Consider the following 22,062-nt stretch of genomic DNA (forward strand, 5'->3'; position numbering starts at 1 on the left):
AGATACAGGCTTGAAGAACAATAGAAAATGGATTTGGCTCGCAGTCGTTATACTGCTCCTTGCTTTGTTTGGTATTTATCGTTACTACATATATACACAGCAAGATGAGTGGAACAAAGAAGATGCGGCGATTATTCGTGCGAAGAAAGAAACACAATTAGTCTCAGTTACGAAGACTCAGAAGTCAGTTTGGGATGATGTATACTACATTATTTATGGTAAAAATGCGGCTGGGCAGAATATGATCGTCTGGGTAAGCAGCACACAAGTTCATGCGGAGCTTCAGCAGAATGGTGTATCTGCTAAAGACATCAAAGCAAAAGTGTATAACGAACTTCCAGGAATAAGAATTGTACATCTCATACCATCTGTATTTGAACAGCAATATGTATGGGAAGTTTTCTACAAAGATGACGATCATTATAATTATCGTTTTTATCGTTTTTCAGATGGTCAGCAAGTCGGAGAAACATATACTTTACCGAACAGTTAAACAGGTCGTAAGCGACAAGTCCAGCTAAACAGCTGGACTTTTTGTTTTGTCTATTATTACATACTCACACAGCGATTCCCTTCGAAATCGTATATCAAATGTGATATACTCTTATTTGTGTCAGATTGATAGATGATTGATATATATTAATGTATAGAGGAGGACATGAAATGAAACTGCGTATATTTCCAGTCGTGTTGACAGTTATCATCTCAGCTGCAGTATTGTTCGGCGGGTGGTATGGTTATGATCGGTTTGCTTTACAAAGTCCTCTGGAGCAAATTGTGAAGAAATATGATGGCGTTAAAGACGCGCATATCCATATATCGAAAGATCAAGTGAATGTTAAAGTGGATTTAGAACCGAATACTGATCTGAGAGGTTTGGTACAGCAAATATCTACTGAAGGTAAATCTGTTATTGGCAGCCGTAAGCTAAACTTAGATATTGAGGATCATTCAAATAAGAAGTTAGATGAGTGGTGGTCTAAAGCTTTATTCTCGGTTGCCGAATCGATGGCAAGTAAGCAGTATTCTCAAATACCCGTTAAATTGCAGCAGCTAGCGAAAAATTACGGAACGCTGCAAGTAACAACCGATATTGATGACAACAATGTTTATGTGTCATTAAAAGATGGTAAAGCAAGCAAATTTATTATTCTCCCTCGTAATCCTGAGAAAATGGGGGTATGGCCAAATGCATAAATATTGGAAAGAGATATTGATGGGCTTTATTCCAGTGCTCATTATTTTTCTAGTCTATATTGGTGTTAATGTGGCACCGATTGTCGTTTGCGCTCTGCTTATTGGCGGCTTGATGTTAGCTGTACAGTTACGCGGAGGCATTGCTGTAGGCGCAGGTGCAGGACGTAAACGGAACAAAGGGGCCGTCCCTCAATTTTCCTTTGACCAAATAGGCGGTCAGGAGCATGCGAAGCAAGAACTGATGGAAGCATTAGATTTTCTAATTCGTCATGAAGATATTAAGAAATTTGGGATTCGCCCGATCAAGGGAATTTTGCTTACAGGTCCTCCGGGTACCGGTAAAACATTGATGGCTAAAGCAGCTGCACATTATACGAATTCCGTGTTCGTCGCTACGTCTGGCAGTGAGTTCGTTGAGATGTACGTTGGTGTAGGTGCCGGTCGTGTGAGAGAATTGTTTAAAGAAGCAAGAACGCGCGCTCAGAAAGAAAATAAAGAGAGCGCCATTATCTTTATTGATGAGATTGATGTTATAGGCGGGAAACGCGAAGGCGGTCAGCAGCGTGAATATGACCAGACATTGAACCAATTGCTTACGGAAATGGACGGTATTTATTCATCCGAGACTCCGCGGATCTTGCTCATTGCAGCGACGAACCGTAAGGAAATGCTGGACAGTGCGCTTCTACGTCCTGGACGTTTTGACCGTCACATTCAAGTAGACTTGCCAGACAAAAAAGGCAGAAAGCATATTTTAGAGCTTCATGCGAAAAATAAACCGCTTCATGAAGATGTTGATTTGGATAAAATAGCTGAAGAATCTTACGGATTTTCAGGTGCACAGCTCGAGAGCGTCATGAATGAAGCTGCCATCTATGCATTAAGAGAAAATTTGACGAAGATTGAGCAGCGTCATTTATCTATGGGGATCGATAAAGTGATGATGGGTGAAAAAACCGACCGTGAAGCGACGATTGAAGAGAAGAGGAGAGTGGCGATTCACGAGCTCGGACATGCCATTATGGCTGAACTCGTCAATCCCGGCAGTGTTCGCCAAGTCACATTGAGTCCGCGTGGCCAAGCGCTTGGATATGTTAGACACAATCCGCAGCAAGAGCAGTATCTGTATACGAAGCCTTATTTGGAAGGGCAAATTAAGATTGCGCTTGGCGGGGCAGCTGCAGAGGAGATCTTCTACGGGGGCCGCAGTACAGGCTCACGCAACGACTTTGAGCAGGCGCTCAACATTGTGCAGACGATGATGGCTTCAGGTCTTACGAACCTAGGTATTGTAAACATGGATATGGTTACGAAAGATGAGCTCATGAAAGAAAACTCGTATATTTTGGATGAGCTTATGAAGCAAACGAAAGAACAGCTTGAGCAATATAAACAAATATTCGAAAACTCACTCGATATTTTGATGAGAGAAGAAACATTATCCGGTGATGAATTTCGGTGTCAAATTCGTGACATGAAGCTTTTGCCAGCATAATTTTTTTATGCTGGTTATTTTTTTTTACATTTTTGTCGTGCTAAGATATATTAGAAATTGGGCATAATAACGTATTTTTCGACATCTTAGAGTGCAACATAAAGAGAGATGAAGAAGGGATGAGTAGGAGCGATGCAATATAAAAAAATAGGCGTCGTTGGCGGCGGTACAATGGGTCAAGGAATCACCGAAATGCTCGCAGCAAAAGGGATTGATGTTCTGCTCGTTGAGAAAACTCCTGAAAGTCTAGAATATGCTTGGAGTATGATAGAAACCAGCCTTGATAAGCAGCTTGAGAAATGGGCGATTACGAGCGCTGAGAAGAAACTCATTCTATCAAAGATTCATAAAGCGAAAGATTTGTCAGAGCTTGCGGGTTGCGATATGGTCATTGAGACCATTACTGAAGATCTAGAAGCGAAAAAGGCTGTGTTTGCACAGCTGGACGACATTTGTTCTAGCCAAACGATTTTTGCCAGCAACACTTCAACACTGAGCTTAACCGAGATTGCCGGTGCAAGTAAATTTCCGGAACGAGTCATTGGCATGCACTTTATTCATCCTGTATCACGTATCGATCTTGTTGAAATCGTTCGAGGCCTGAAAACTTCGGATGAAACATTCAAAGAAACAAAATTTTTTGTCGAAAAAATTGTCGCCAAAAAAGGAATTATGGTGTTTGAATCACCTGGATTCGTAACGACTCGTATGATCTGCTTATTCATTAATGAAGCGCTTCACCTCGTGCAAGAAGGGGTTGCTTCTGCGCAAGATATTGATGATGGGATGCGGATAGGCTACCAATTTAAATATGGCCCGCTTGAAATGGCGGATCGGTTCGGTTTGGATTCCATACATACAGCCTTAGAGCGGATGTTCCGTGAATATGGCGAATTGAAATATCGGCCTTCTATATTGCTCTCAAAAATGGTTCGTGCAGGCCATTTGGGCGTGAAAACGGGGGTAGGATTTTTCAAGTATGACAAGGATGGTGACCGGGTATGAAGATTCTAGTCATAAATGCAGGAAGTTCATCTTTGAAGTACCAACTGTATGACATGAGTAACGAATCTGTACTTGCGAAGGGCCGTGTCGAACGAATTGGTATGGATTCCTCTATTCTCGTTCATCAACCAAAGAATGGTGAAGAAGTGAGCCAAGTCAGCGAAATTTTAGAGCATACGACAGCAATTCGCAAAGTCCTTAAAATATTGACCCATAAAGAGCACGGTGTCATTGAATCGACCCAAGAAATTGAGGCTGTTGGCCACCGTGTTGTTCATGGAGGTGAGTCATTTAAAGGCTCTGTAGTCGTCGATCAAGAAGTGAAGACGAAAATTCGCCGTCTGTTTGCGCTGGCACCGCTTCATAATCCAGCAGCAATGCTTGGCATTGAAGCAGCTGAAAAAAATATGCCGGGTGTACCGCAAGTGGTTGTGTTCGATACAGCATTCCACCAAACAATGTCTGAAAAGGCTTATTTGTATCCGATTCCAAAAGTGCTGTATAAAAAGCATCACGTTCGCAGGTATGGTGCTCATGGTACTTCACATGAATACGTGAGCCGTATTGCTGCTGATTTCTTAAAGCGTCCTGTAGAGGAGTTAAAAATGATTACATGTCACATCGGGAATGGCGCGAGTCTTGCTGCAATTCAGAACGGCATCTCCGTTGATACCTCGATGGGACTAACACCGCTTGAAGGATTAATGATGGGTACACGCAGCGGGGATATAGATCCTGCGATTGTTCCTTACGTGATGAATAAGGAAGAATTGACAATCAATGAAGTAGATTCTATGCTTAACAAGCATAGTGGTTTGCTTGCGATTTCCGGCATCAGTAGTGATATGCGTGAAATTACCGAAGGCATGATTGCCGGATATCCAAATGCAACCCTTGCCTTCGAAATGTATGAGTATCGTTTGCGCAAATACATCGGTTCTTACGCAGCAGCCATGAACGGTGTAGACGTCATCGTATTTACAGCTGGGGTTGGTGAAAATTCGATCATCCTTCGGGAGAGAGTGCTTACGAATTTAACTTACCTTGGTGTGGAACTGGATAAAGAAGCGAACTCTGTAATTTCAGGTGAACCTCGCCGAATTTCTGCGCCAAATTCCAAAGTGGAAGTGCTCGTCGTTCCAACGAATGAAGAGCTGGTAATTGCACGCGATACACATCGTTTAGTCCAAAACTTAATTAGAAACGTTTAAGGGAGAGATATGCATGGCTACCAAAAGTGTGATTCGTAATGTGAATCAGCACGTCGGAGAAACAGTAACGATTGGAAGCTGGTTGAATAACAAACGTTCTAGCGGAAAAATTCAATTTCTGCAGCTTCGCGACGGTACAGGATACATTCAAGGTGTCGTTCTTAAGAACGAAGTGTCTGAAGATGTATGGAATAAAGCAAAGAGTTTAACGCAAGAAAGCTCCGCATATGTAACCGGAGTTATTCGTGAAGAGCCACGGAGTCCATCTGGATACGAGATGACTGTAACAGACATTGAAATTATTCAGATTACAGAAAATTATCCAATTACTCCGAAGGAGCACGGTATTGATTTCTTGATGGATCACCGTCATTTATGGCTCCGTTCATCTAAGCAGCGTGCGATTCTTGTCATTCGAGCTGAAATTATTCGCGCGATTCAACAATTTTTTGATACAAACGGCTTTACCCTTGTAGACCCTCCAATTCTGACACCAACAGCTGCGGAAGGAACAACAAACCTATTCCATACGAAATATTTCGAGGAAGATGCATACTTAACGCAAAGCGGTCAATTGTACATGGAAGCTGCTGCGATGGCGCTTGGCAGAGTATATTCCTTTGGACCAACGTTCCGTGCTGAGAAGTCTAAAACTCGCCGTCACTTAATCGAGTTCTGGATGATTGAACCGGAAATGGCATTTGTCGATCACGAGGAGAACTTGCGTATTCAAGAGCAGTTCGTTTCCCATGTTGTACAATCCGTACTTAAGAACTGCCGTCAAGAGCTGGAAACGATCGGCCGCGATATTTCTAAACTGGAAAATATTAAAGCTCCCTTCCCGCGGATTACGTATGATGAAGCGATCGAATTTTTGCACTTTCAAGGTTTCGACATTCCATGGGGTGAAGATTTTGGTGCGCCTCATGAAACAGCGATTGCTGAGAAATATGACAAGCCGGTATTCATCACACATTACCCAACGGGAATTAAATCTTTCTATATGAAACCAGATCCTAACCGTCCAGAGGTGGTGCTATGCGCTGACTTGATTGCACCTGAAGGATATGGGGAAATCATTGGCGGATCACAGCGGATCGACGATCCTGAGCTGCTTGAAGAACGTTTTAAAGAGCATAATCTGCCTGTTGAAGCTTATCAATGGTACTTGGATATCCGTAAATACGGTACTGTACCGCATTCAGGCTTTGGCCTAGGTCTAGAGCGTACCGTAGCATGGATCTGCGGACTGGATCACGTGCGTGAAACGATTCCGTTCCCGCGTATGCTTTATCGTCTATACCCATAATAAGGTTTGCCGATTGAAAGAGGTTAGCCTGACAAGGAAGGTGAGTATGGATGAGCAGTAACGCGTGGAACGCATGGGCTAAAGGGGTATCATACGGTCTAGATGCAGGGTATGCGATTATTCCATATGCACTTCTGCAACATTACAAGCAGCTCAAACTGACAGATTCAGAGGTTATGCTGCTTATCCAGCTCATTTCTTTCAAACAGGTGGAGTTCAACGAGTTCCCGACATTGGAAGAAATTCAGCATCGGATGGGCGGTACGGCGAACAGCATTGCCGGGTTACTTCAGAAGCTTATGAAACAAGGGCTAATCAGTATAGATGAAGAATGGGATGAAGCGGCGCAAATTCAGTACGAGAGATACAATTTCTCTGGTCTGTATCAGCAGTTAAGCGGTATTCTTGCTGAAGAGGCTAAAGCGAAGCAATCTGCTAAACGAAATGCGAAGCAGTCGCTGCAGCCGGAAAGCACCGAACGGAATTTGTTCTCGATATTTGAAACGGAATTTGGGCGTCCGTTATCTCCCATGGAGTTCGAGACCATCTCTGGTTGGCTTGATCAAGACAAGTATCCTGAAGAGCTTATTTTAATGGCGCTGAAGGAAGCTGTTTTTGCCGGCAAAGTACATTTCAGGTACATCGACCGCATTCTGCTCGAATGGAGTCGCAACCGAGTGAAGACGGCAGAAGATGCTAAAGCGTATACGCAGAAGTTTCGAAATTTAGGGCGTTAAGTGCCCATTCTCATATGATTACAGCACACATTTTCGTACTTTCGAAAATGTGTGCTGTTTTTTTTTGTAAAAGTGCAGTGGTTTTACAAAGTTATTTCGTCTATATATGTGGGAAAGGAGGAGAGAGTCATTGATGAACAGACTTTAATCGAGCAAATTCGCCGAGGGGAAACGGCCGCATTTCGGAAACTTGTTGAATCGTATGGAGAGCATGTGTACCAGGCGGCTTATTCTATACTGCGTGACGTGAAGGAAGCGGAGGATGCTGCTCAGGAGACATTTATTCAAGTCTACAAGTCTCTCCCCGAATACCGCTCTGAGGGGCTAAAAATGTGGATTACGAGAATTGCTATACATAAAGCGATTGATACGAAACGAAAGATAGCCAGGAGACGGGAAGAGCAGTTTCAAGAGAAGAGTGTAATTGAGCAATTATCATCTCATGAGGAGGACGTGCTCATGAGGTTAGTTAGGGAAGAGAAGACGGAGTCGCTTTTACGCAGAGTGGCGCAGCTGCCAGCTTCTCATCGCGAAGTCATAACAGCCTTTTACTTACAAGATAAGACCTATGATCAAATTGCTAGGGAACAAGGGGTTGCAGTCAAGACGGTTGAATCGAAATTATACCGCGCTAGAAGCTGGATCAGGAACCATTGGAAGGAGGAAGAATGGCGATGAACGGGGAGAATTGTTACACGTTAAAAGATTTTATTGATTATATAAATGGGCAATGCTCTCCTCAAAGAGAAGAAGAGCTGGAGCTCATATTAGAACACGATGATCATGCAACGTTAATGTACATAGAGGCGCTCGAAATCGCCCACCATCAATTGCCTATATTGAATCATCAAGATCAGTTTGTAGAATCTGTCATGGATGTTCTGCCTCAGTCGCCTATTCACCAATTACATCATGACAAATCTTCGAAACGCAAATGGTTTGAAAATCCGCTATTCCATTATACAGTCGCAGCTTGCTTAACGCTTATTTTTCTATCTGCTGGATGGTTCGACAGACTCGCACCTGAAGCAATTGACACGGTTGCTTATTCATCCGAATCAGCGCTAAGTAATGAATTAATGAGCATTACAGAAAAGTGGCTTGACCGAATTAAGCCATAAAATTATTTCAATCATGAAAGGAAAGGTGATCGTTTTGCAGCCAAACCGCAACAAAGTGCTTGCATTGTTTCTTAATTTTATACCTGGACTTGGATTCTTCTATATAGGCAGAAAGACAAGGGGAGTCGTATATCCTCTATTGTTCTTCGGTGGCATTTTATTTGGCATATTTGTTTCAGCGGCTACACACGAAGGCTTTCTACTCGGTGTAACGATCATTGCTGCGATCATGCTCTGGATTATATCTATGCTTGATTTGCTAGTGTATGTTCTCAAAGAGTCGCCGAGAACAGTAGCATATGATGATAAAGGCAATCAACTTTCCCCCTCTGTTCAAAGTTCAGCTCAAAGCTCAGAAACCGAACGATTTTATACGATTTTTCTGTCCTTTATCCCAGGACTTGGTCATTTGCAAATGGGATTGATGCAGCGTGGACTGTCTTTTCTGATCGCCCATTTCGGTCTGACGATTATGATGTTGTTCCTGGCATTTATTACCGAGCAAAAAATATTTCTCGTATTTTTGGGACTTCTGCCAATCATTTGGTTATATTGCATGTTTGATGCTGCGCAGCTCATCCATCGCAAGCAGGCAGGTGAAGTACTCGAGGACCGCTCATTGTTTGATCAATGGGAGACAGGCCGTGAAGAGGGCAAACGAAGTAAGGTGCTGGCTACCTTATTATCTGCATTCCCTGGAGCGGGTCACATGTATCTCGGACTTCAGAAGAGAGGTCTACAACTGATGATTATATTTCTTGGAAGTGTGTATATTCTGGATATACTCCGGTTATCTCTATTTCTCTTTTTCATACCGGTCATTTGGTTCTATAGCTTCTTTGACGGGCTTCAACAGACGAGTAAATACGGCAGAGAAACGATAACAGACCGTCCGATTGTGGAAGGATTTATCAATCATCAGCGCTGGTTAGGCGTTGGATTATTACTTCTTGGTCTGTACTATATTTCGATGAATTTCTTTGTTCCCGTTCTCGATGTTCGTTTTCCAGAACTTGGGGTTAGGCACATCCTAGATCAGTATTTAACGACATTTGTAGTCTCTATCTTGTTAATTAGCGGTGGAATTAAGCTTCTCTTCGGCTCGAATGCAAAAAGAAAGGTGAGGAAGGATCAACATGTCGATGAATATGAAAAATAGTGTGGAGCAAAGTCCTCAGATGTACGAAAAAGCAGTCACTGGCCATTCTCATATGAGAAGGTGGCGTGTAGGTACGGTATCTATGGGAGCAGCACTGCTGCTGCTTGGTGTTCTCACGTTCATGAGCCAGTGGAAAGGCAATAATGTGTTCGATACAGCCATAAACTGGTGGCCGATTATATTTGTACTGCTAGGCGCTGAGATCATTCTGTACACTGTGCTGTCAAAGAAAGAAGAGCGAATGTATTACGACGTACTAAGTATTATATTTGTCGGTCTTCTCTCGGTATGCTGTCTTGGCTTTGCAGCCTTCAGTTCGCTTGGGCTCGTTGAAGCTGTACGCTCTAAAGTCACATCTGTGGAGCATACGATATCTATACCTGAAATAAAAACACCCATTTCTGCGCAGGTGAAACAAATTATTGTGCAAGGAAATAATGCATATCAGGTGAAAATAGATCACACAGACGTCAATGAAATGGTCGTATTCGGCAGCTATCGTTCAGGGATGAATGATGGAGAGAAAGAGTCTAGTGATCTCGTTCATGTTAAACAGGTCGGAAGTTCGTTATACGTGCTTATTAGCGATCCTCCTATAAAAGTATGGTCAGGGTGGTCACCGGCTGACCTGACGGTCGTCGTCCCTGAAGGGACAAAGGTAGTGCTGAGAAGCAGTGATGGAACGATTATACGTCCAACATCAAATTAATAGCAAAAACAGGATGCCTTCATCGAAGGCATCCTGTTTTTGCTGTAGTCCCATTTTAGGAACATTTTATGATATATTTGATAATGAGTCGAAATAGCGAATATTTCGTCTCTAGCATTGATTAAATATTCAATCATATGATAAATTATAACGAGTATTCCCAGTGTATTTAACGTAATTAATTATTCAACCGTGGAGGACTGGTAAGATGATGATTGGCAGCAGGAAATTGAATGTCCGTTCCATCAGATGGCTTCTTTGCTTTGTTCTGATGCTCGTATTCACAAGTGAGAGCATGCTAAAGAGCGTATACGCAGAGCCAGTGATAGAGGAACCTACATTAACTTCCGAGTCCGCTGTTCTCATGGATATGGAAACGGGCACCGTATTATATTCCAAAAATGCTGAGAAAGAAATGTACCCTGCAAGTATTACGAAAATTGTTACCGCCATTGTCGCTTTGGAGAATTCATCACTAGATGATGTCGTAACCGTAACCAAAGATGCGCGTAACGAAGATGGAACAAGGATCTATCTAGAAGAAGGCGAGCAAAAAACGATGCGCGAACTTCTCTATGGAATGATGCTCAATTCAGGTAACGATGCCGCAACGGCAATCGCAGAACATATTGACGGTACTAAGGAAAGATTTGCAGATCGAATGAATCAGTTCGTACGAGATAAAGCAGGTGCTACCCATAGTCAATTTCGTAATCCGAATGGACTTCCTGATCCTGAACATTACACAACGGCATTAGATATGGCGAACATCGCAAGATATGCAATGAAAAATCCAGTGTTCAGAGAAATTGTCAGCACGAAAACGATGCCTTGGGAAGGAAAAGAATGGAAATCGATGCTTAGCAATCATAACAAAATGTTATGGAATTATGAAGGTGCGACAGGGATTAAAAACGGCTATACACAAGCAGCAGGACAGACGCTAGTTACATCTGCCAAACGAAACGGCATGGAATTAATCGGAGTCGTGCTGAATGCACCATCTTCTGAAGATGTGTACAGCGATATGACGAAACTTCTTGATTACGGTTTTAATCATTTTGAAGTAACCACAATATTTAATCAGGGCGACAGCTATACTTCAGAGGTAACAGGCGGGGAAAGAAAATATAAAGCTTCTGAAATGATACGCGCCGTTGTTCCTATGAATGGAGCACACTATGTAGATGTTGATTCAGATGGGAACGTGAATGTCACCTCATCGATCGGTACGATACCTGCCGGAAGATTAGATCCAATCGCAGAGGAGCCGGCTGGTTTGGCGACTGCCAAGAATGCTGGGACTTCATCATCGAATGGTTGGATGTGGGCAGTATGGTTCGTATGGTTACTTTATATTGCACTCCTTGTGCTTGCAGCGAACAAAATCATTAAAAAGCGCAGAGCAAGTAAAATGACGTATTATTCTTATGAGGAAAGTGCTGAGTAAGGAGAAAGCAGCCTGGTCCAGAAAATGGATCAGGCTGCTTTCTCCTTTATTATTTTGTTGTACGACTTCCTTGCAGCAGCAGACTTTTATATAAATATTCGAAAATAAACTCAAACGCTTCGAGGTGCCGCTTCGCTTCAAAAGCATTGTTACCCCAAGCATAGATGCCGTGATTACGAAGTAAAATACCTGGTATTTCGGGTTTAAGTACACCTGGCACTAATTCCGCAATCGAAGGAATATGAGCGTAGTTTGGTAAAATTGGAATCTCAATCGCCGCATTTTCCTCCCAAATGTTGAACGCTTTTATGAGTTCAATCCCTTGAGCAGGTACAGCACCCTGATCTCCGAACCATTCGCTAATGATGTTGTTATATACCGTATGTACGTGAAATACGGCACCGCAGCCCGTTTTACGATAAATTTCACAGTGAATAAGCGTTTCTGCACTAGGCTTCAAGTTCGTCGTTTCAATGGCTTTCCCATGCTGATCTACGAATAGAAAATCTTCCGGAGTGCTGACAGATTTATCTTTACCGCTCGCTGTAATGGCAAAATGAAAGTTGTCTGGTGCATATTCTCCTACACGAATCGATAAATTGCCACTCGTTCCAGGAAACCAATGTCTAGCTGAAAATTGTTCTTTAATCGAACGCAGTTCGCTCAGTGCGCGCTGCTTGTCTTCTAATGGGATACTCGCAAAACTCATGAATGCAGCACTCCTTGATTACTTTTAAAATGTTCTAAAATATCGAAAAAGGTTTCAAATGGCGTATGATCTACTCCGAGTTCCGCACATTTGGTTGTCAGATGAGAGCGTGAAAATACATGATCGGCGATTTTAGCGCCTTCAAAGTCTGTCAAGCTGTCTCCAATAAGAATGCGTTCGTACTCTTCTTCAGGAAAGCGGCGAATGACCGTGACTTTACACATCCCGCAGTCATTCTCGCATGGAGACTTGCAGGAATGCGGCCATGTAATTTGAATGTTCTGACCGCTGAAATCTGCGCTGTTGCAAAAAATATGATCTTCCGCAATATGAAAAGGTTCCAGCAGCGGGTTTAGGAAAAAGTCTATGCCGCCGCTCGTTACGTAGAAATCAATCTGTTCACTCTTTAAATATTCAAGAAATGGTGCGAATCCATCGCGAATACCTGCAGTTGAAATGACATAATCAATAATTTCTTGTTTTTGAGAAGACGGCATCAGAGCGAACATGGCGCCAACGCCTTCTCGGATCGATATTTGCTGCGAGACAACACGTTTCATAATAGGTTCATAGCCTTTAGGATTGAAATGACGCATGATAGAAACGATATTATCGGATAATGTAATCGTTCCATCAAAGTCACAGAACACGACCTTTTTTTTGCGTCTATTTAAATCGGTCATTTTGATTCCCCCCAAGCATCAAGCGCTGCCTTCAGTTCTGGATGATGGGCCCCTTGCTCTGAAAGCGGGATTTGTCGCATCGCAGCGTCTATAGCTTGTACAAATGCTTGTCCGCCTGCGATGGTGCCCATAGGATGGCCGTGTATGCCTCCGCCGGCATTGACAACGACCTCTGTTCCGAAATCACGCAGGATGAGCGGTACAAGTCCTGGATGAATACCTGCGGATGGAACGGGCATGCTCTTTCTTACAGGAAGGCTATCTGATAACAGCTCCGTACGAATAGCTAGATTCTCTTCCCTCGGCATGACGACGGATCCATAAGGGGAAGGGAAGAGGACGAGATCAGCACCTGCAATTCGCATCAATTTGCCAAGCAGTACAGAAGCAGAAATTCCGTATGTAGGTGAAGGATATAACGCTCCGGCTAACGCTGGATGAGCTGCAATTGGAACATTGATATCCGGATCACTGCTAAGTTCATATAGAACGTCATAGCCATAGGATAGAACGTTGAACAGCAGACCGCTCGCTCCTGCCGCGATTGCTTTTACCGCTTGTTGTTTCAACTGTGACGTATGGCCTGTCAAATTCGTTAAATAGAGCAGTTTCTTGCCTGTTTCCTTCTGTGCTTCTTCTGCTGCTTTTAAGCATACCTCAACGCGCTTCTCGATAGGTGTCAGCGGATTTTCAAATAAAATCTCGTCATCCTTAATGAGATCTACGCCGCCGACCGCTTGCTTGTAAAATTGCTCCTGAAGCTCTTCCAGGTTGTGACCGATGACTGACTTGAAGATACTCATCAGCAGTGGACGGTCATGCACACCTAATAGGTTACGAACACCTTCAACTCCGAATTTAGGCCCTGGAAATCCGGATAGAAACGGTTCTGAGAAATCAAGGTCTGTCAGTTTTATTTTCCCGTCCATCGATATTTTCCCGAACACCGTTACGAGAAGAGCAGGGATATCACGGCTGAAATTAATATCTGGGTAAGCGATCGAAATATCAGCATATCGCTCGCCGGGAGCTGCATTTTCAGGCTCATGCACATCCACTTTAACGACATGCCCGAGATGCTTCTGCATGCTTTCATGTCTTGCTGCAGGCAAGTCAGTCCAGCTGCCGGCTGTCATGCCGACTGCGATGGACTGTGCTTTTTTGGCAAAATCCGCTTTATCGTCATATAGACGATAAGTAGCGATGCAATAACTCATTTGATCGCCTCCTCAAGCTCTGCCCCCATTTCTTTGGAACGTTCAGCGCAGCGGAATACAGCAGCCTTAATTGTGTTAAACACGTTCCCCTTAGCCATAACTTCAATCGCAGCTTGCGTGCTTCCGTTAGGAGATGTGACTTTGGCCCGTAAATCCGCTGGATTTTCACCAGTCTGCGCAACCATTCGAGCAGCACCGAGCACCGTTTGTACGGTTAATTCTTTAGCTTGCTCTGGAGTAAGTCCGCCTTCAACACCTGCTTCGATCATCGCTTCCATGAAGTAGTAAATATAAGCGGGTCCGCTGCCAGACACCCCTGTCAAAATTTCAATTTTGTCCTCTTCGATAATACTAACCGTTCCAACAGCTTCAAACATTGTTCTTACGATGCGCTGTTGTTCTTCGGTCGTTTCTTTGGAGAAGGAGATGCCGGTTGCGCCTAGACCGATTGTGCTGGATGTATTAGGCATAGTTCTAGCGATTGGTTGTTTTCTGCCTAGCAACGATTGCATCGTTTCAATCGTGAGTCCAGCGATGACAGAAACAAGCAATTGGTCTTCCGAAAGAATCGGGCTAAGCAGACGAATTGCTTCAGCAGCGTCCTTTGGCTTCATTGCAAGCACAATAATTTGAGATTTGCTTAATATTTCAATTTTTTTATTGGGATCATTCGCTGTTCGAACGCCATACCGATCTTCTAATTGTTTCAGTCGATCGTTGTTGCTGTTGTTTAGCATAGAGATTTGACCTGACAAAATGACAGATCGGGAAATAAGTCCTTGAACGATGGCTTCCGCCATAGAACCTGCACCATAGAAACATACATTTTGCTCAATTAATGCTTTTGAAGATTGTGGATCATACATAAATGGTTATCCTCCTATTTATAGCTGTTCTTAAGCTGTTATTTAATTGCGAATTTGACCGTTGCCGTATACTAAGTATTTGATCGAAGTAAGCGCTGGAAGCCCCATAGGACCGCGTGCATGCAGCTTCTGAGTACTAATGCCGATTTCAGCGCCGAAGCCAAATTCGAAGCCGTCCGTGAACCGAGTAGAAGCGTTATGATACACAGCTGCAGCATCGACTTCTTGTAGAAATCGCTTCGCATTTTGCTCATCCTCGGTAACGATACACTCCGAGTGCATGGTACCGTAAGTTGCAATATGCTGCAGAGCTTCATCCAGACTGCTGACGACTTTGATGTTCAGAATATAATCATTGTACTCTGTCCGGAAGTCTTCCTCAGTAGCAGGTACAGCCCAAGGTACATAAGTCAGCGCCTTCTCTGATCCGCGAAGCTCGACTGAAGCATCTTTGAAATGTTCAGTAAGGTGCGATAAATGAAGGGCAGCGAACTGTTCATGAACAAGGAGCGTCTCCATGGAATTGCATACCGATGGACGTTGCACTTTTGCATTTAATGCGATATCTCTCGCCATATCCGGTTTCGCGGAAGCATCAATATACGTGTGACATATGCCTGCTCCCGTTTCGATAACAGGGACTGTGGCGTTTTGGACAACCGTTTGAATAAGGGAACTGCCTCCTCGCGGAATAACGACATCGAGAAGTCCGTTTAACTTGAGCATCTCATCGACAGAAGAGCGGTTTGGATCTTCGATCAGCTGTACGGCATGCGTCGGAATTGCTGTTTTTGCTAGGGCATCGTGCAGCACTTCGACGATTTTTTTGTTTGAAGACAGAGCAGATGATCCGCCCCGCAGGACGACAGCGTTGCCTGTCTTCAGCGCAAGACCAGCCGCATCAACGGTTACATTAGGCCGTGCTTCATAAATCATACCAATAACACCTAACGGCACGCGAATTTTCTTAATGCGAAGCCCGTTTGGACGTTCAATGACTTCCAGCGTTTCACCGATGGGATCGGGCAACTGTGTAATGAGGCGCAAACCTTCGGCAATGTCCTCAATACGTTTCTCATTTAATTTCAATCGATCTAATAAGGAATCGGAGGTACCGTTTTGACGTCCGTGCTCTAAATCTTCATTGTTCGCTTCAATAATTTCTTGATTTCGTTCTATAAGGGCGCTTGCCACCTTCAGCAGTGCATCATTTTTCTGCTTTGTTGTTAACGTATTCAGCACAGCAGACGCAGATTTTGCAAGTGCCGCTTTTTCTCGAACTTCACTCATCACATGACCTCCTAAATGAGTTATTTTAACGATATCCATTCATCGCGGTGTATGACCTCAAGCCGATGAATCCCTTCTAGTTTGTTAACAACTTCTTTACTTGGTAATCCTTTTATGATTTGAAGCTGATCTTCATCATAGTTGACAATACCGCGTCCGATCGTTTGCCGATCAAGACCTAACACTTCAACGACATCCCCCGCGTGGAAATGACCTTCGATACTTTTCACGCCGACAGGGAGAAGGCTGCTTCCTCCAGCGATCAACGCTTCTTCGGCCCCTCGGTCCACAATGAGGCTTCCGAGTGGATTTGATAGAAAACCGAGCCATTGTTTCTTCATAGACAAAGAGGAGAGATGAGTTTTGAAATAAGTGCCTTTCCCATGTCCTTGTAAAGTAAGCTGCATATCGCCAGGCTGAGACACTTTCCCGACGAACACAGGAACTCCGCCCCGGGTAGCGATCTTCGCTGCATCCACTTTGGAACGCATTCCGCCTGTACCGACGGATGAGCCTGCTCCTCCAGCTACGGCATATATTTCATCCGTAATTTCATCAACTTGATCGAATCTCGTTGCATCCGGATTACTTCTAGGGTCAGCACTATACAGCCCGTCTGTGTCGGTAACAATGATGAGATAATTCGCCTTGACTAGATTGGCAACAAGTGCAGATAAAGTATCATTATCGCCAAATTTCAGCTCGTCAACTGACACTGTGTCATTTTCATTAAAAATCGGCACGATGCCTTGACGCAGCAGTTCTTCAACCGTCATATTCGCATTGTTCATCCGCTTGCGGCTGCCAAAATCCGTTCTCGTGAGCAAAATTTGCGCTGTTCCAATGTTATGGGCTGCAAAGGCTTCTTGATACGACTGCATAAGCAGCGCTTGACCTACGGCCGCGGCAGCTTGCTTCTCGTGAAGCACTTTCGGACGAGACGGGTATCCGATTTTGCGAAAACCGGCCGCTACAGCACCAGAAGTAACGAGCAACACTTGGTAGCCTTGTTTCTGGAGCGAGGCCAATTCGTCTGCAAAGAACGAAATCGCCTTATCATTTAAGCCGCCTTCTTCGGATGTCAGTGAGCTGCTGCCTATTTTTACAACGATTCGCTGCATCATAAATTCACTTCCTACATGTAAATATATTGTACTTTATTTGAGCAAAGGGTCACAGTATTAACGGTTAAAATAAAACAAAAAACTTTCATCCTTTTTGCAAAGGACGAAAGTTTTACTTCCGCGGTACCACCTTTATTGATGACCTAACATCATCCGACTTTAAGCCTTGTAACAGCAGGCACTGTCCGAATTTTGAGATTCAGCCGTTCAGGGGTAGGTTCGGAAAAGGTAGACGGTAAATTTTCGCAGCCTTTGAAATTTACTCTCTGGACACTACGGAAATTCCTACTGGCCCCATCATCACGTTTGTATATAGAATGACTTCATTATTTACGATTAACAATATCATGTCATTTTAACCTTTGTAAAGCAAGGGAGAAAGGCTTAATTTGCATGCTTTATTAAAAAAGGTTCAGCTTCCCAATTCGCCCTACAGCTTCTCTTAAGCGATCCTCGTCACTTAACAATCCGACACGAACGTATCCTTCGCCGTGTGTACCAAAGCCAACACCAGCTGCAACAGCTACTTTGGCTTCCTTAAGTAGCAGATCAGAGAAAGATACTGACGTATATCCTTTTGGCACTGGAAGCCATGAGAAGAAGGAGCCTTTAGGCTTCTGAGCCTCCCATCCAATTTCATGGAGCGCATCAAATAACGCATCGCGTCTTGATTCGTAACGATGAACGAGCTCGGTAACACAGTCTTGAGACGAAGTGAGCGCAGTTGCTGCTGCCGCCTGAATACCGCCGAACAGACTGACATAGATATGGTCCTGCATCAGATTAATAAGCGAAATGATTTTCTCATTTCCAAGTGCAAAAGCAACGCGCCAACCAGCCATGTTGTACGTTTTGGATAGCGTGTAAAATTCTACGCCAACTTCCTTGGCACCTTCTGCTTGAAGGAAGCTGACCGGTTTCTGACCGTCAAAGCCAATCGCACCATAGGCAAAATCACTTGCAACGACAATATCGTTCTCTGCTGCAAATTTAATGGTATCTTCATAGAACGACAGCGGAGCAACCCCGGATGTAGGATTGTTCGGATAATTTAAAAACATCAGTTTGGCCTTTTTGCGATCAGCCTCTGATATTTCATTGTAATCGGGCAAGAAGTCATTGTCTTTAAGAAGCGGCATAAATGACATGTTCGCACCGGCAAGTGCTACACCTGACCAATAGTCTGGATAACCGGGATCTGGAACAAGACAGAGATCGCCTGGATTAAGCAAAATTTGGCTGATTTGAACAAGACCTGTTTTGCCCCCGAACAAAATGGCTACTTCCTTCTCAGGATTTAGCTTGACGCCGTAATCTTCGAAATAACGCTTGGCAATCGCCTCTTTCAGAAAAGTATACCCTGTAAAAGGTGAATATTTGTGATACTGCGGATTTGCTGCTGCTTCCTGCATTGACTTTACAATATGTACAGGAGTAGGGTTGTCTGGATTCCCCTGTCCTAAATTAATGACATCATGACCGGCCGCTATTTCACGGTTTACGTTTTGAACTAGGGTCGCAAAAAATTGTGTCGGCAGTCCTTTCATGATGTCAGCTGGTTCTATCGTTATTGATCTTTGATTATTGAACTGCACAATATATCACTCCGGTTCGTGTGGTTAAAGAATTAATCTTTAATCTATCACGATTGAACCTACCTGTATAGAGGGATTTTTATTGATGCAGCATTTCTAAGAACGGTTTTACCGGTGCACTAAACGTAAATAAATAAGGTTTATGCTCTGGCGAGAAAACGAGCAGAAGCGGTTTCTCACGAGGACAATAAATAAGAAAAACATCTTGAATCGTAAAATGGAGAGCTGTGAGACTGATTTGATACGGCTGTGCAAGCGGCACTCGAATGAGACTTCCGCATTTTGGAATATTGATCTGCGGAGCGACTCCTTGGATCGACTTCAGCCAAGCAGCCGCCTGCTGTTGAATAGGTACACTATTGGGCACTCGCAGAACTAACTTTTGCTGGGTAATATCATATACTTGAACTTGTCCCGGCGTAGTTGGAGCTGGATGTTGTTGTTCAGGATTCACCTTAACGCTGGAGGCCAAGGCTGTACTTGCAGGCAGGTGCAGGGAAATAACCGCAGCACAAATGAAGAAGCAGAGGGGGATAAGTATCTTTTGAAGTACTTTATTTCGGTGCTCATAATTTGCGGAATATAACATGAATAGGTATCTCCTTTTCGTAAGTCGAATGGGTTGTCTTTACTTTACCTTTCCCATAGACCTAACCATTTTAGTCTTAATACACACTTGCTTGTTATTGATTTTCTGTCACTGCGCACGTATGATGTTAAACAAATGATGAGGAAATAGAGGTGGGGGAGATCCATGACTCAAAATAATAGAACTAACAGAATACATATCGCACTCCTGCAAAGCGACATAGCTATTGGTGAGCCGGAGATAAATAAGCAGCATTTACGGAAATTATGCGAACAAGCGGTATATAGTAGCGAGAAACCAGATGTCATCATGCTCCCTGAAATGTGGAATACAGGTTACGCGCTGGACAGCATTCATACGATTGCCGATATTGACGGAGCGGATACAAAAGCGTGGTTAAGCGAGTTTGCAAGAGAGCATAGTGTGAACATTATCGGTGGATCGATTGCCGAAAAAAGAGGGCAAGACATTTACAATGTAATGTACGCGTTTAACCGACAAGGGGAAATCGTCGCTGAATATTCTAAAATTCATTTGTTCCGCCTCATGGATGAAGAGAAGTATTTATCAGCAGGGGAGAAGCCGGTGACATTCGAGCTCGAAAATACGTCCTCAGGTGCTTCGATCTGTTATGACATCAGATTTCCTGAACTGACTAGAACGCTTGCGCTTAAAGGGGCAAAAGTATTATTCGTTCCTGCAGAATGGCCTTATCCGCGCCTTCATCACTGGAGAACACTATTGACCGCGCGGGCGATTGAAAATCAAATGTATGTCGTTGCTTGCAACCGGGTAGGTACGAGCGGTGATACAACATTTTTCGGCCACTCGTTAATTATTGATCCCTGGGGTGAAATTATTGCAGAAGGCGGGGAAGAAGAGCAAATTATTACAGGGGGAATTAACGTGGAGACAGTTAGCGAAGTGAGAAGCCGTATCCCTATATTTGAAGACCGCAGACCTGAACTGTATTTTTAAGTGATAAATCATTCTTTTGAATTACAGAATGGAAAATATTATAATTATTATAAATGAATTTATTTGAATTTATTTTAGAGGAGAAGATGTGGGAAATGGAAAGTGATAGGTACGTTTTAAATTTGTTTTTGATAGCTTTACTCATTGCATTGACTGCTTTTTTCGTAGTGGTAGAGTTTGCGATTGTTAAGCTTCGAACGAGCAGAGTAGATCAATTGATTGTTGAGGGGCGCAGAAATGCGCTTGCAGTAAAGCGAATCGTAAGCAATTTGGACGGGTACTTGTCTGCCTGCCAGCTGGGAATTACAATTACCGCTTTAGGACTAGGATGGCTAGGGGAACCGACGATCGAAAGCATTCTCCATCCATTATTTAATCAACTGCAAATACCAGATTCGTTAAACGGTGCTTTGTCGGTATTCATCGCATTTTTTGTGATTACGTTTCTGCACGTAGTTGTCGGAGAATTAGCTCCTAAATCGGTTGCGATACAAAAGGCAGAAGCTGTTGCCCTGTTAACTGCCAAACCTATTATTTTCTTTAATAAAATAATGTATCCATTTATATGGCTTTTAAACGGTTCTGCGAATTGGCTCATTCGTCTATTCGGTTTACAGCCTGCGAATGAGCATGAAGAAGCCCATTCCGAAGAAGAACTGCAAATTATTATTAATGAGAGCTTTGAGAGCGGTAAAATTAATCAAAGCGAATACAGTTACGTGAACCGAATTTTTCAATTTGATGAGATGCTTGCTAAGGAAATTATGGTTCCGCGGACGGACATGGTATGTTTATATACGGATAAGACACGTGAAGAAAACTTAAAAATTATTAAAGAAGAGCAATATACCAGGTTCCCAGTCGTTCATCAGGATAAAGATAATATCGTCGGTGTTATTAACACGAAGCAGTTCTTTCTAGAGTATGAAAATAATCCAAATTTAGATGTATCTGCATTAATTCAACCGGTAATGACCGTTTCTGAAGCAACACCCGTTAATACATTGCTCAAAAAAATGCAGCAGGAACGTACCCACATAGCTATTCTGGTGGACGAATTCGGAGGTACGTCTGGGTTAATTACGATAGAAGATATTTTGGAACAAATCGTTGGCGAGATTCGTGATGAATTTGACGCTGAGGAAGAAGCGGAAATTATACAAATTACTGATCATCATTATATTGTTGAAGGCAAAATATACATAACTCGAATTAACGATTTGCTGAACACAAATCTGGACACCGAAGAACTGGATACTATCGGCGGCTGGCTGTATGGGCAAAACAGCGATTTGGCTGAAGGTGAAACTTGGCAATTTGAAGACTTGACGTTTAAAGTAGTGGAACGAGAGACACATCGTTACGTCAAACTAGAAATTATGAAGGCAGTTCATCAGCCTGAGGCCGAAAGTTTGTCTGAGGTGTAAATTTTTAAATTCAGCTCAAAGAAGCAGCATGAGAAAGCTGCTTCTTTTTTTTACATTTGGCTTCAGAAACAAGGCGACTATATGCTTACTGGAAGAGCAACACCTATATTTCTTTAACCGTCTGTAATAATAAGAAAGGAGGTATGAGAAAGAGGGCTTTCAGGAAACCAGCCGCCCAAGGCTGTCATTAA

22 protein-coding genes and 1 other annotated feature are annotated in these 22,062 nt (G+C 43.3%); of the genes, 14 read left to right on the forward strand and 8 right to left on the reverse strand.

From position 1 onward, the window contains the following. The first annotated feature begins 10 nt into the window (after positions 1-10). The 12 genes from J2Z20_RS03385 to J2Z20_RS03440 all read left to right on the forward strand — a co-directional run bounded on the left by J2Z20_RS03385 (position 11) and on the right by J2Z20_RS03440 (position 11,393). A complete protein-coding gene (locus J2Z20_RS03385) occupies positions 11-493 on the forward strand; it encodes a cell wall elongation regulator TseB-like domain-containing protein (protein WP_209845377.1) in 483 nt (160 codons plus the stop codon). Positions 494-663: 170 nt separating this feature from the next. After that, positions 664-1,197: a hypothetical protein gene (locus tag J2Z20_RS03390; protein ID WP_209845380.1), complete on the forward strand. Its 534-nt coding sequence runs from the start codon at positions 664-666 to the stop codon at positions 1,195-1,197. Next, a complete protein-coding gene (locus tag J2Z20_RS03395; protein ID WP_209845382.1) occupies positions 1,190-2,692 on the forward strand; it encodes an AAA family ATPase in 1,503 nt (500 codons plus the stop codon). Before J2Z20_RS03390 ends, J2Z20_RS03395 begins: the two co-directional genes overlap by 8 nt. Positions 2,693-2,824: 132 nt before the next feature. Beyond that, positions 2,825-3,697: a 3-hydroxyacyl-CoA dehydrogenase family protein gene (locus J2Z20_RS03400; RefSeq protein WP_209845384.1), complete on the forward strand. Its 873-nt coding sequence runs from the start codon at positions 2,825-2,827 to the stop codon at positions 3,695-3,697. Next, complete coding sequence (locus J2Z20_RS03405) at positions 3,694-4,908, forward strand: acetate/propionate family kinase (protein ID WP_209845386.1); 1,215 nt, start codon at positions 3,694-3,696, stop codon at positions 4,906-4,908. The genes J2Z20_RS03400 and J2Z20_RS03405 overlap by 4 nt, the downstream gene beginning before the upstream one ends. Positions 4,909-4,921: 13 nt before the next feature. After that, on the forward strand, positions 4,922-6,217 hold the full coding sequence (asnS, locus tag J2Z20_RS03410) for an asparagine--tRNA ligase (protein WP_209845388.1): 1,296 nt from the start codon (positions 4,922-4,924) through the stop codon (positions 6,215-6,217). Between the two features lie 50 nt (positions 6,218-6,267). Continuing rightward, a complete protein-coding gene (locus tag J2Z20_RS03415) occupies positions 6,268-6,954 on the forward strand; it encodes a DnaD domain-containing protein (protein ID WP_209845390.1) in 687 nt (228 codons plus the stop codon). 72 nt (positions 6,955-7,026) lie between these two features. After that, entirely contained in the window at positions 7,027-7,632 is a 606-nt protein-coding gene (locus tag J2Z20_RS03420; RefSeq protein WP_342454247.1) for an RNA polymerase sigma factor, read from the forward strand. After that, on the forward strand, positions 7,629-8,075 hold the full coding sequence (locus J2Z20_RS03425) for a hypothetical protein (RefSeq protein WP_209845398.1): 447 nt from the start codon (positions 7,629-7,631) through the stop codon (positions 8,073-8,075). The genes J2Z20_RS03420 and J2Z20_RS03425 overlap by 4 nt, the downstream gene beginning before the upstream one ends. Before the next feature lie 34 nt (positions 8,076-8,109). Beyond that, positions 8,110-9,234 (forward strand): hypothetical protein, encoded by a 1,125-nt coding sequence (locus tag J2Z20_RS03430; RefSeq protein ID WP_209845400.1) that lies wholly within the window; start codon positions 8,110-8,112, stop codon positions 9,232-9,234. Beyond that, positions 9,212-9,943, forward strand: a complete 732-nt coding sequence (locus tag J2Z20_RS03435) for a hypothetical protein (protein WP_209845402.1) — start codon at positions 9,212-9,214, stop codon at positions 9,941-9,943. Before J2Z20_RS03430 ends, J2Z20_RS03435 begins: the two co-directional genes overlap by 23 nt. A gap of 208 nt (positions 9,944-10,151) precedes the next feature. Then, the gene (locus J2Z20_RS03440) at positions 10,152-11,393 is read left to right on the forward strand and encodes a D-alanyl-D-alanine carboxypeptidase family protein (protein WP_209845404.1); all 1,242 of its coding nucleotides are present in this window, start codon (positions 10,152-10,154) and stop codon (positions 11,391-11,393) included. Between the two features lie 49 nt (positions 11,394-11,442). Here J2Z20_RS03440 and J2Z20_RS03445 read toward each other — a convergent pair whose 3' ends face one another. From J2Z20_RS03445 to J2Z20_RS03480, 8 genes are all read right to left on the reverse strand, one after another. Further along, positions 11,443-12,102 (reverse strand): methylthioribulose 1-phosphate dehydratase, encoded by a 660-nt coding sequence (locus J2Z20_RS03445; protein ID WP_209845406.1) that lies wholly within the window; start codon positions 12,100-12,102, stop codon positions 11,443-11,445. Beyond that, positions 12,099-12,785 (reverse strand): 2-hydroxy-3-keto-5-methylthiopentenyl-1-phosphate phosphatase, encoded by a 687-nt coding sequence (locus J2Z20_RS03450; RefSeq protein WP_209845408.1) that lies wholly within the window; start codon positions 12,783-12,785, stop codon positions 12,099-12,101. The genes J2Z20_RS03445 and J2Z20_RS03450 overlap by 4 nt, the downstream gene beginning before the upstream one ends. Continuing rightward, complete coding sequence (locus J2Z20_RS03455) at positions 12,782-14,002, reverse strand: 2,3-diketo-5-methylthiopentyl-1-phosphate enolase (protein ID WP_209845410.1); 1,221 nt, start codon at positions 14,000-14,002, stop codon at positions 12,782-12,784. The genes J2Z20_RS03450 and J2Z20_RS03455 overlap by 4 nt, the downstream gene beginning before the upstream one ends. Beyond that, entirely contained in the window at positions 13,999-14,868 is an 870-nt protein-coding gene (proC, locus tag J2Z20_RS03460; protein WP_209845412.1) for a pyrroline-5-carboxylate reductase, read from the reverse strand. The genes J2Z20_RS03455 and proC overlap by 4 nt, the downstream gene beginning before the upstream one ends. 42 nt (positions 14,869-14,910) lie before the next feature. Then, a complete protein-coding gene (locus J2Z20_RS03465) occupies positions 14,911-16,158 on the reverse strand; it encodes a glutamate-5-semialdehyde dehydrogenase (protein WP_209845414.1) in 1,248 nt (415 codons plus the stop codon). 20 nt (positions 16,159-16,178) lie between these two features. Further along, entirely contained in the window at positions 16,179-17,282 is a 1,104-nt protein-coding gene (proB, locus tag J2Z20_RS03470) for a glutamate 5-kinase (RefSeq protein WP_209845416.1), read from the reverse strand. Positions 17,283-17,378: 96 nt separating this feature from the next. Beyond that, positions 17,379-17,592 (reverse strand) — a binding site (T-box leader). 91 nt (positions 17,593-17,683) lie between these two features. After that, complete coding sequence (locus J2Z20_RS03475) at positions 17,684-18,877, reverse strand: pyridoxal phosphate-dependent aminotransferase (protein ID WP_342454248.1); 1,194 nt, start codon at positions 18,875-18,877, stop codon at positions 17,684-17,686. 79 nt (positions 18,878-18,956) lie between these two features. After that, entirely contained in the window at positions 18,957-19,466 is a 510-nt protein-coding gene (locus J2Z20_RS03480) for a type IV secretion system protein VirB6 (RefSeq protein ID WP_209845418.1), read from the reverse strand. A gap of 165 nt (positions 19,467-19,631) precedes the next feature. Between J2Z20_RS03480 and J2Z20_RS03485 the strand changes: the two genes are divergently transcribed. After that, positions 19,632-20,444: a carbon-nitrogen family hydrolase gene (locus J2Z20_RS03485; RefSeq protein WP_209845420.1), complete on the forward strand. Its 813-nt coding sequence runs from the start codon at positions 19,632-19,634 to the stop codon at positions 20,442-20,444. A 95-nt stretch (positions 20,445-20,539) separates the two neighbouring features. Beyond that, positions 20,540-21,871, forward strand: a complete 1,332-nt coding sequence (locus J2Z20_RS03490; protein ID WP_209845422.1) for a hemolysin family protein — start codon at positions 20,540-20,542, stop codon at positions 21,869-21,871. The last annotated feature ends 191 nt before the right edge of the window (positions 21,872-22,062 follow it).

The organism is Paenibacillus sediminis (assembly GCF_017873765.1).
In the GTDB taxonomy this organism is placed as follows: Bacteria; Bacillota; Bacilli; order Paenibacillales; family Paenibacillaceae; genus Paenibacillus_AG; species Paenibacillus_AG sediminis.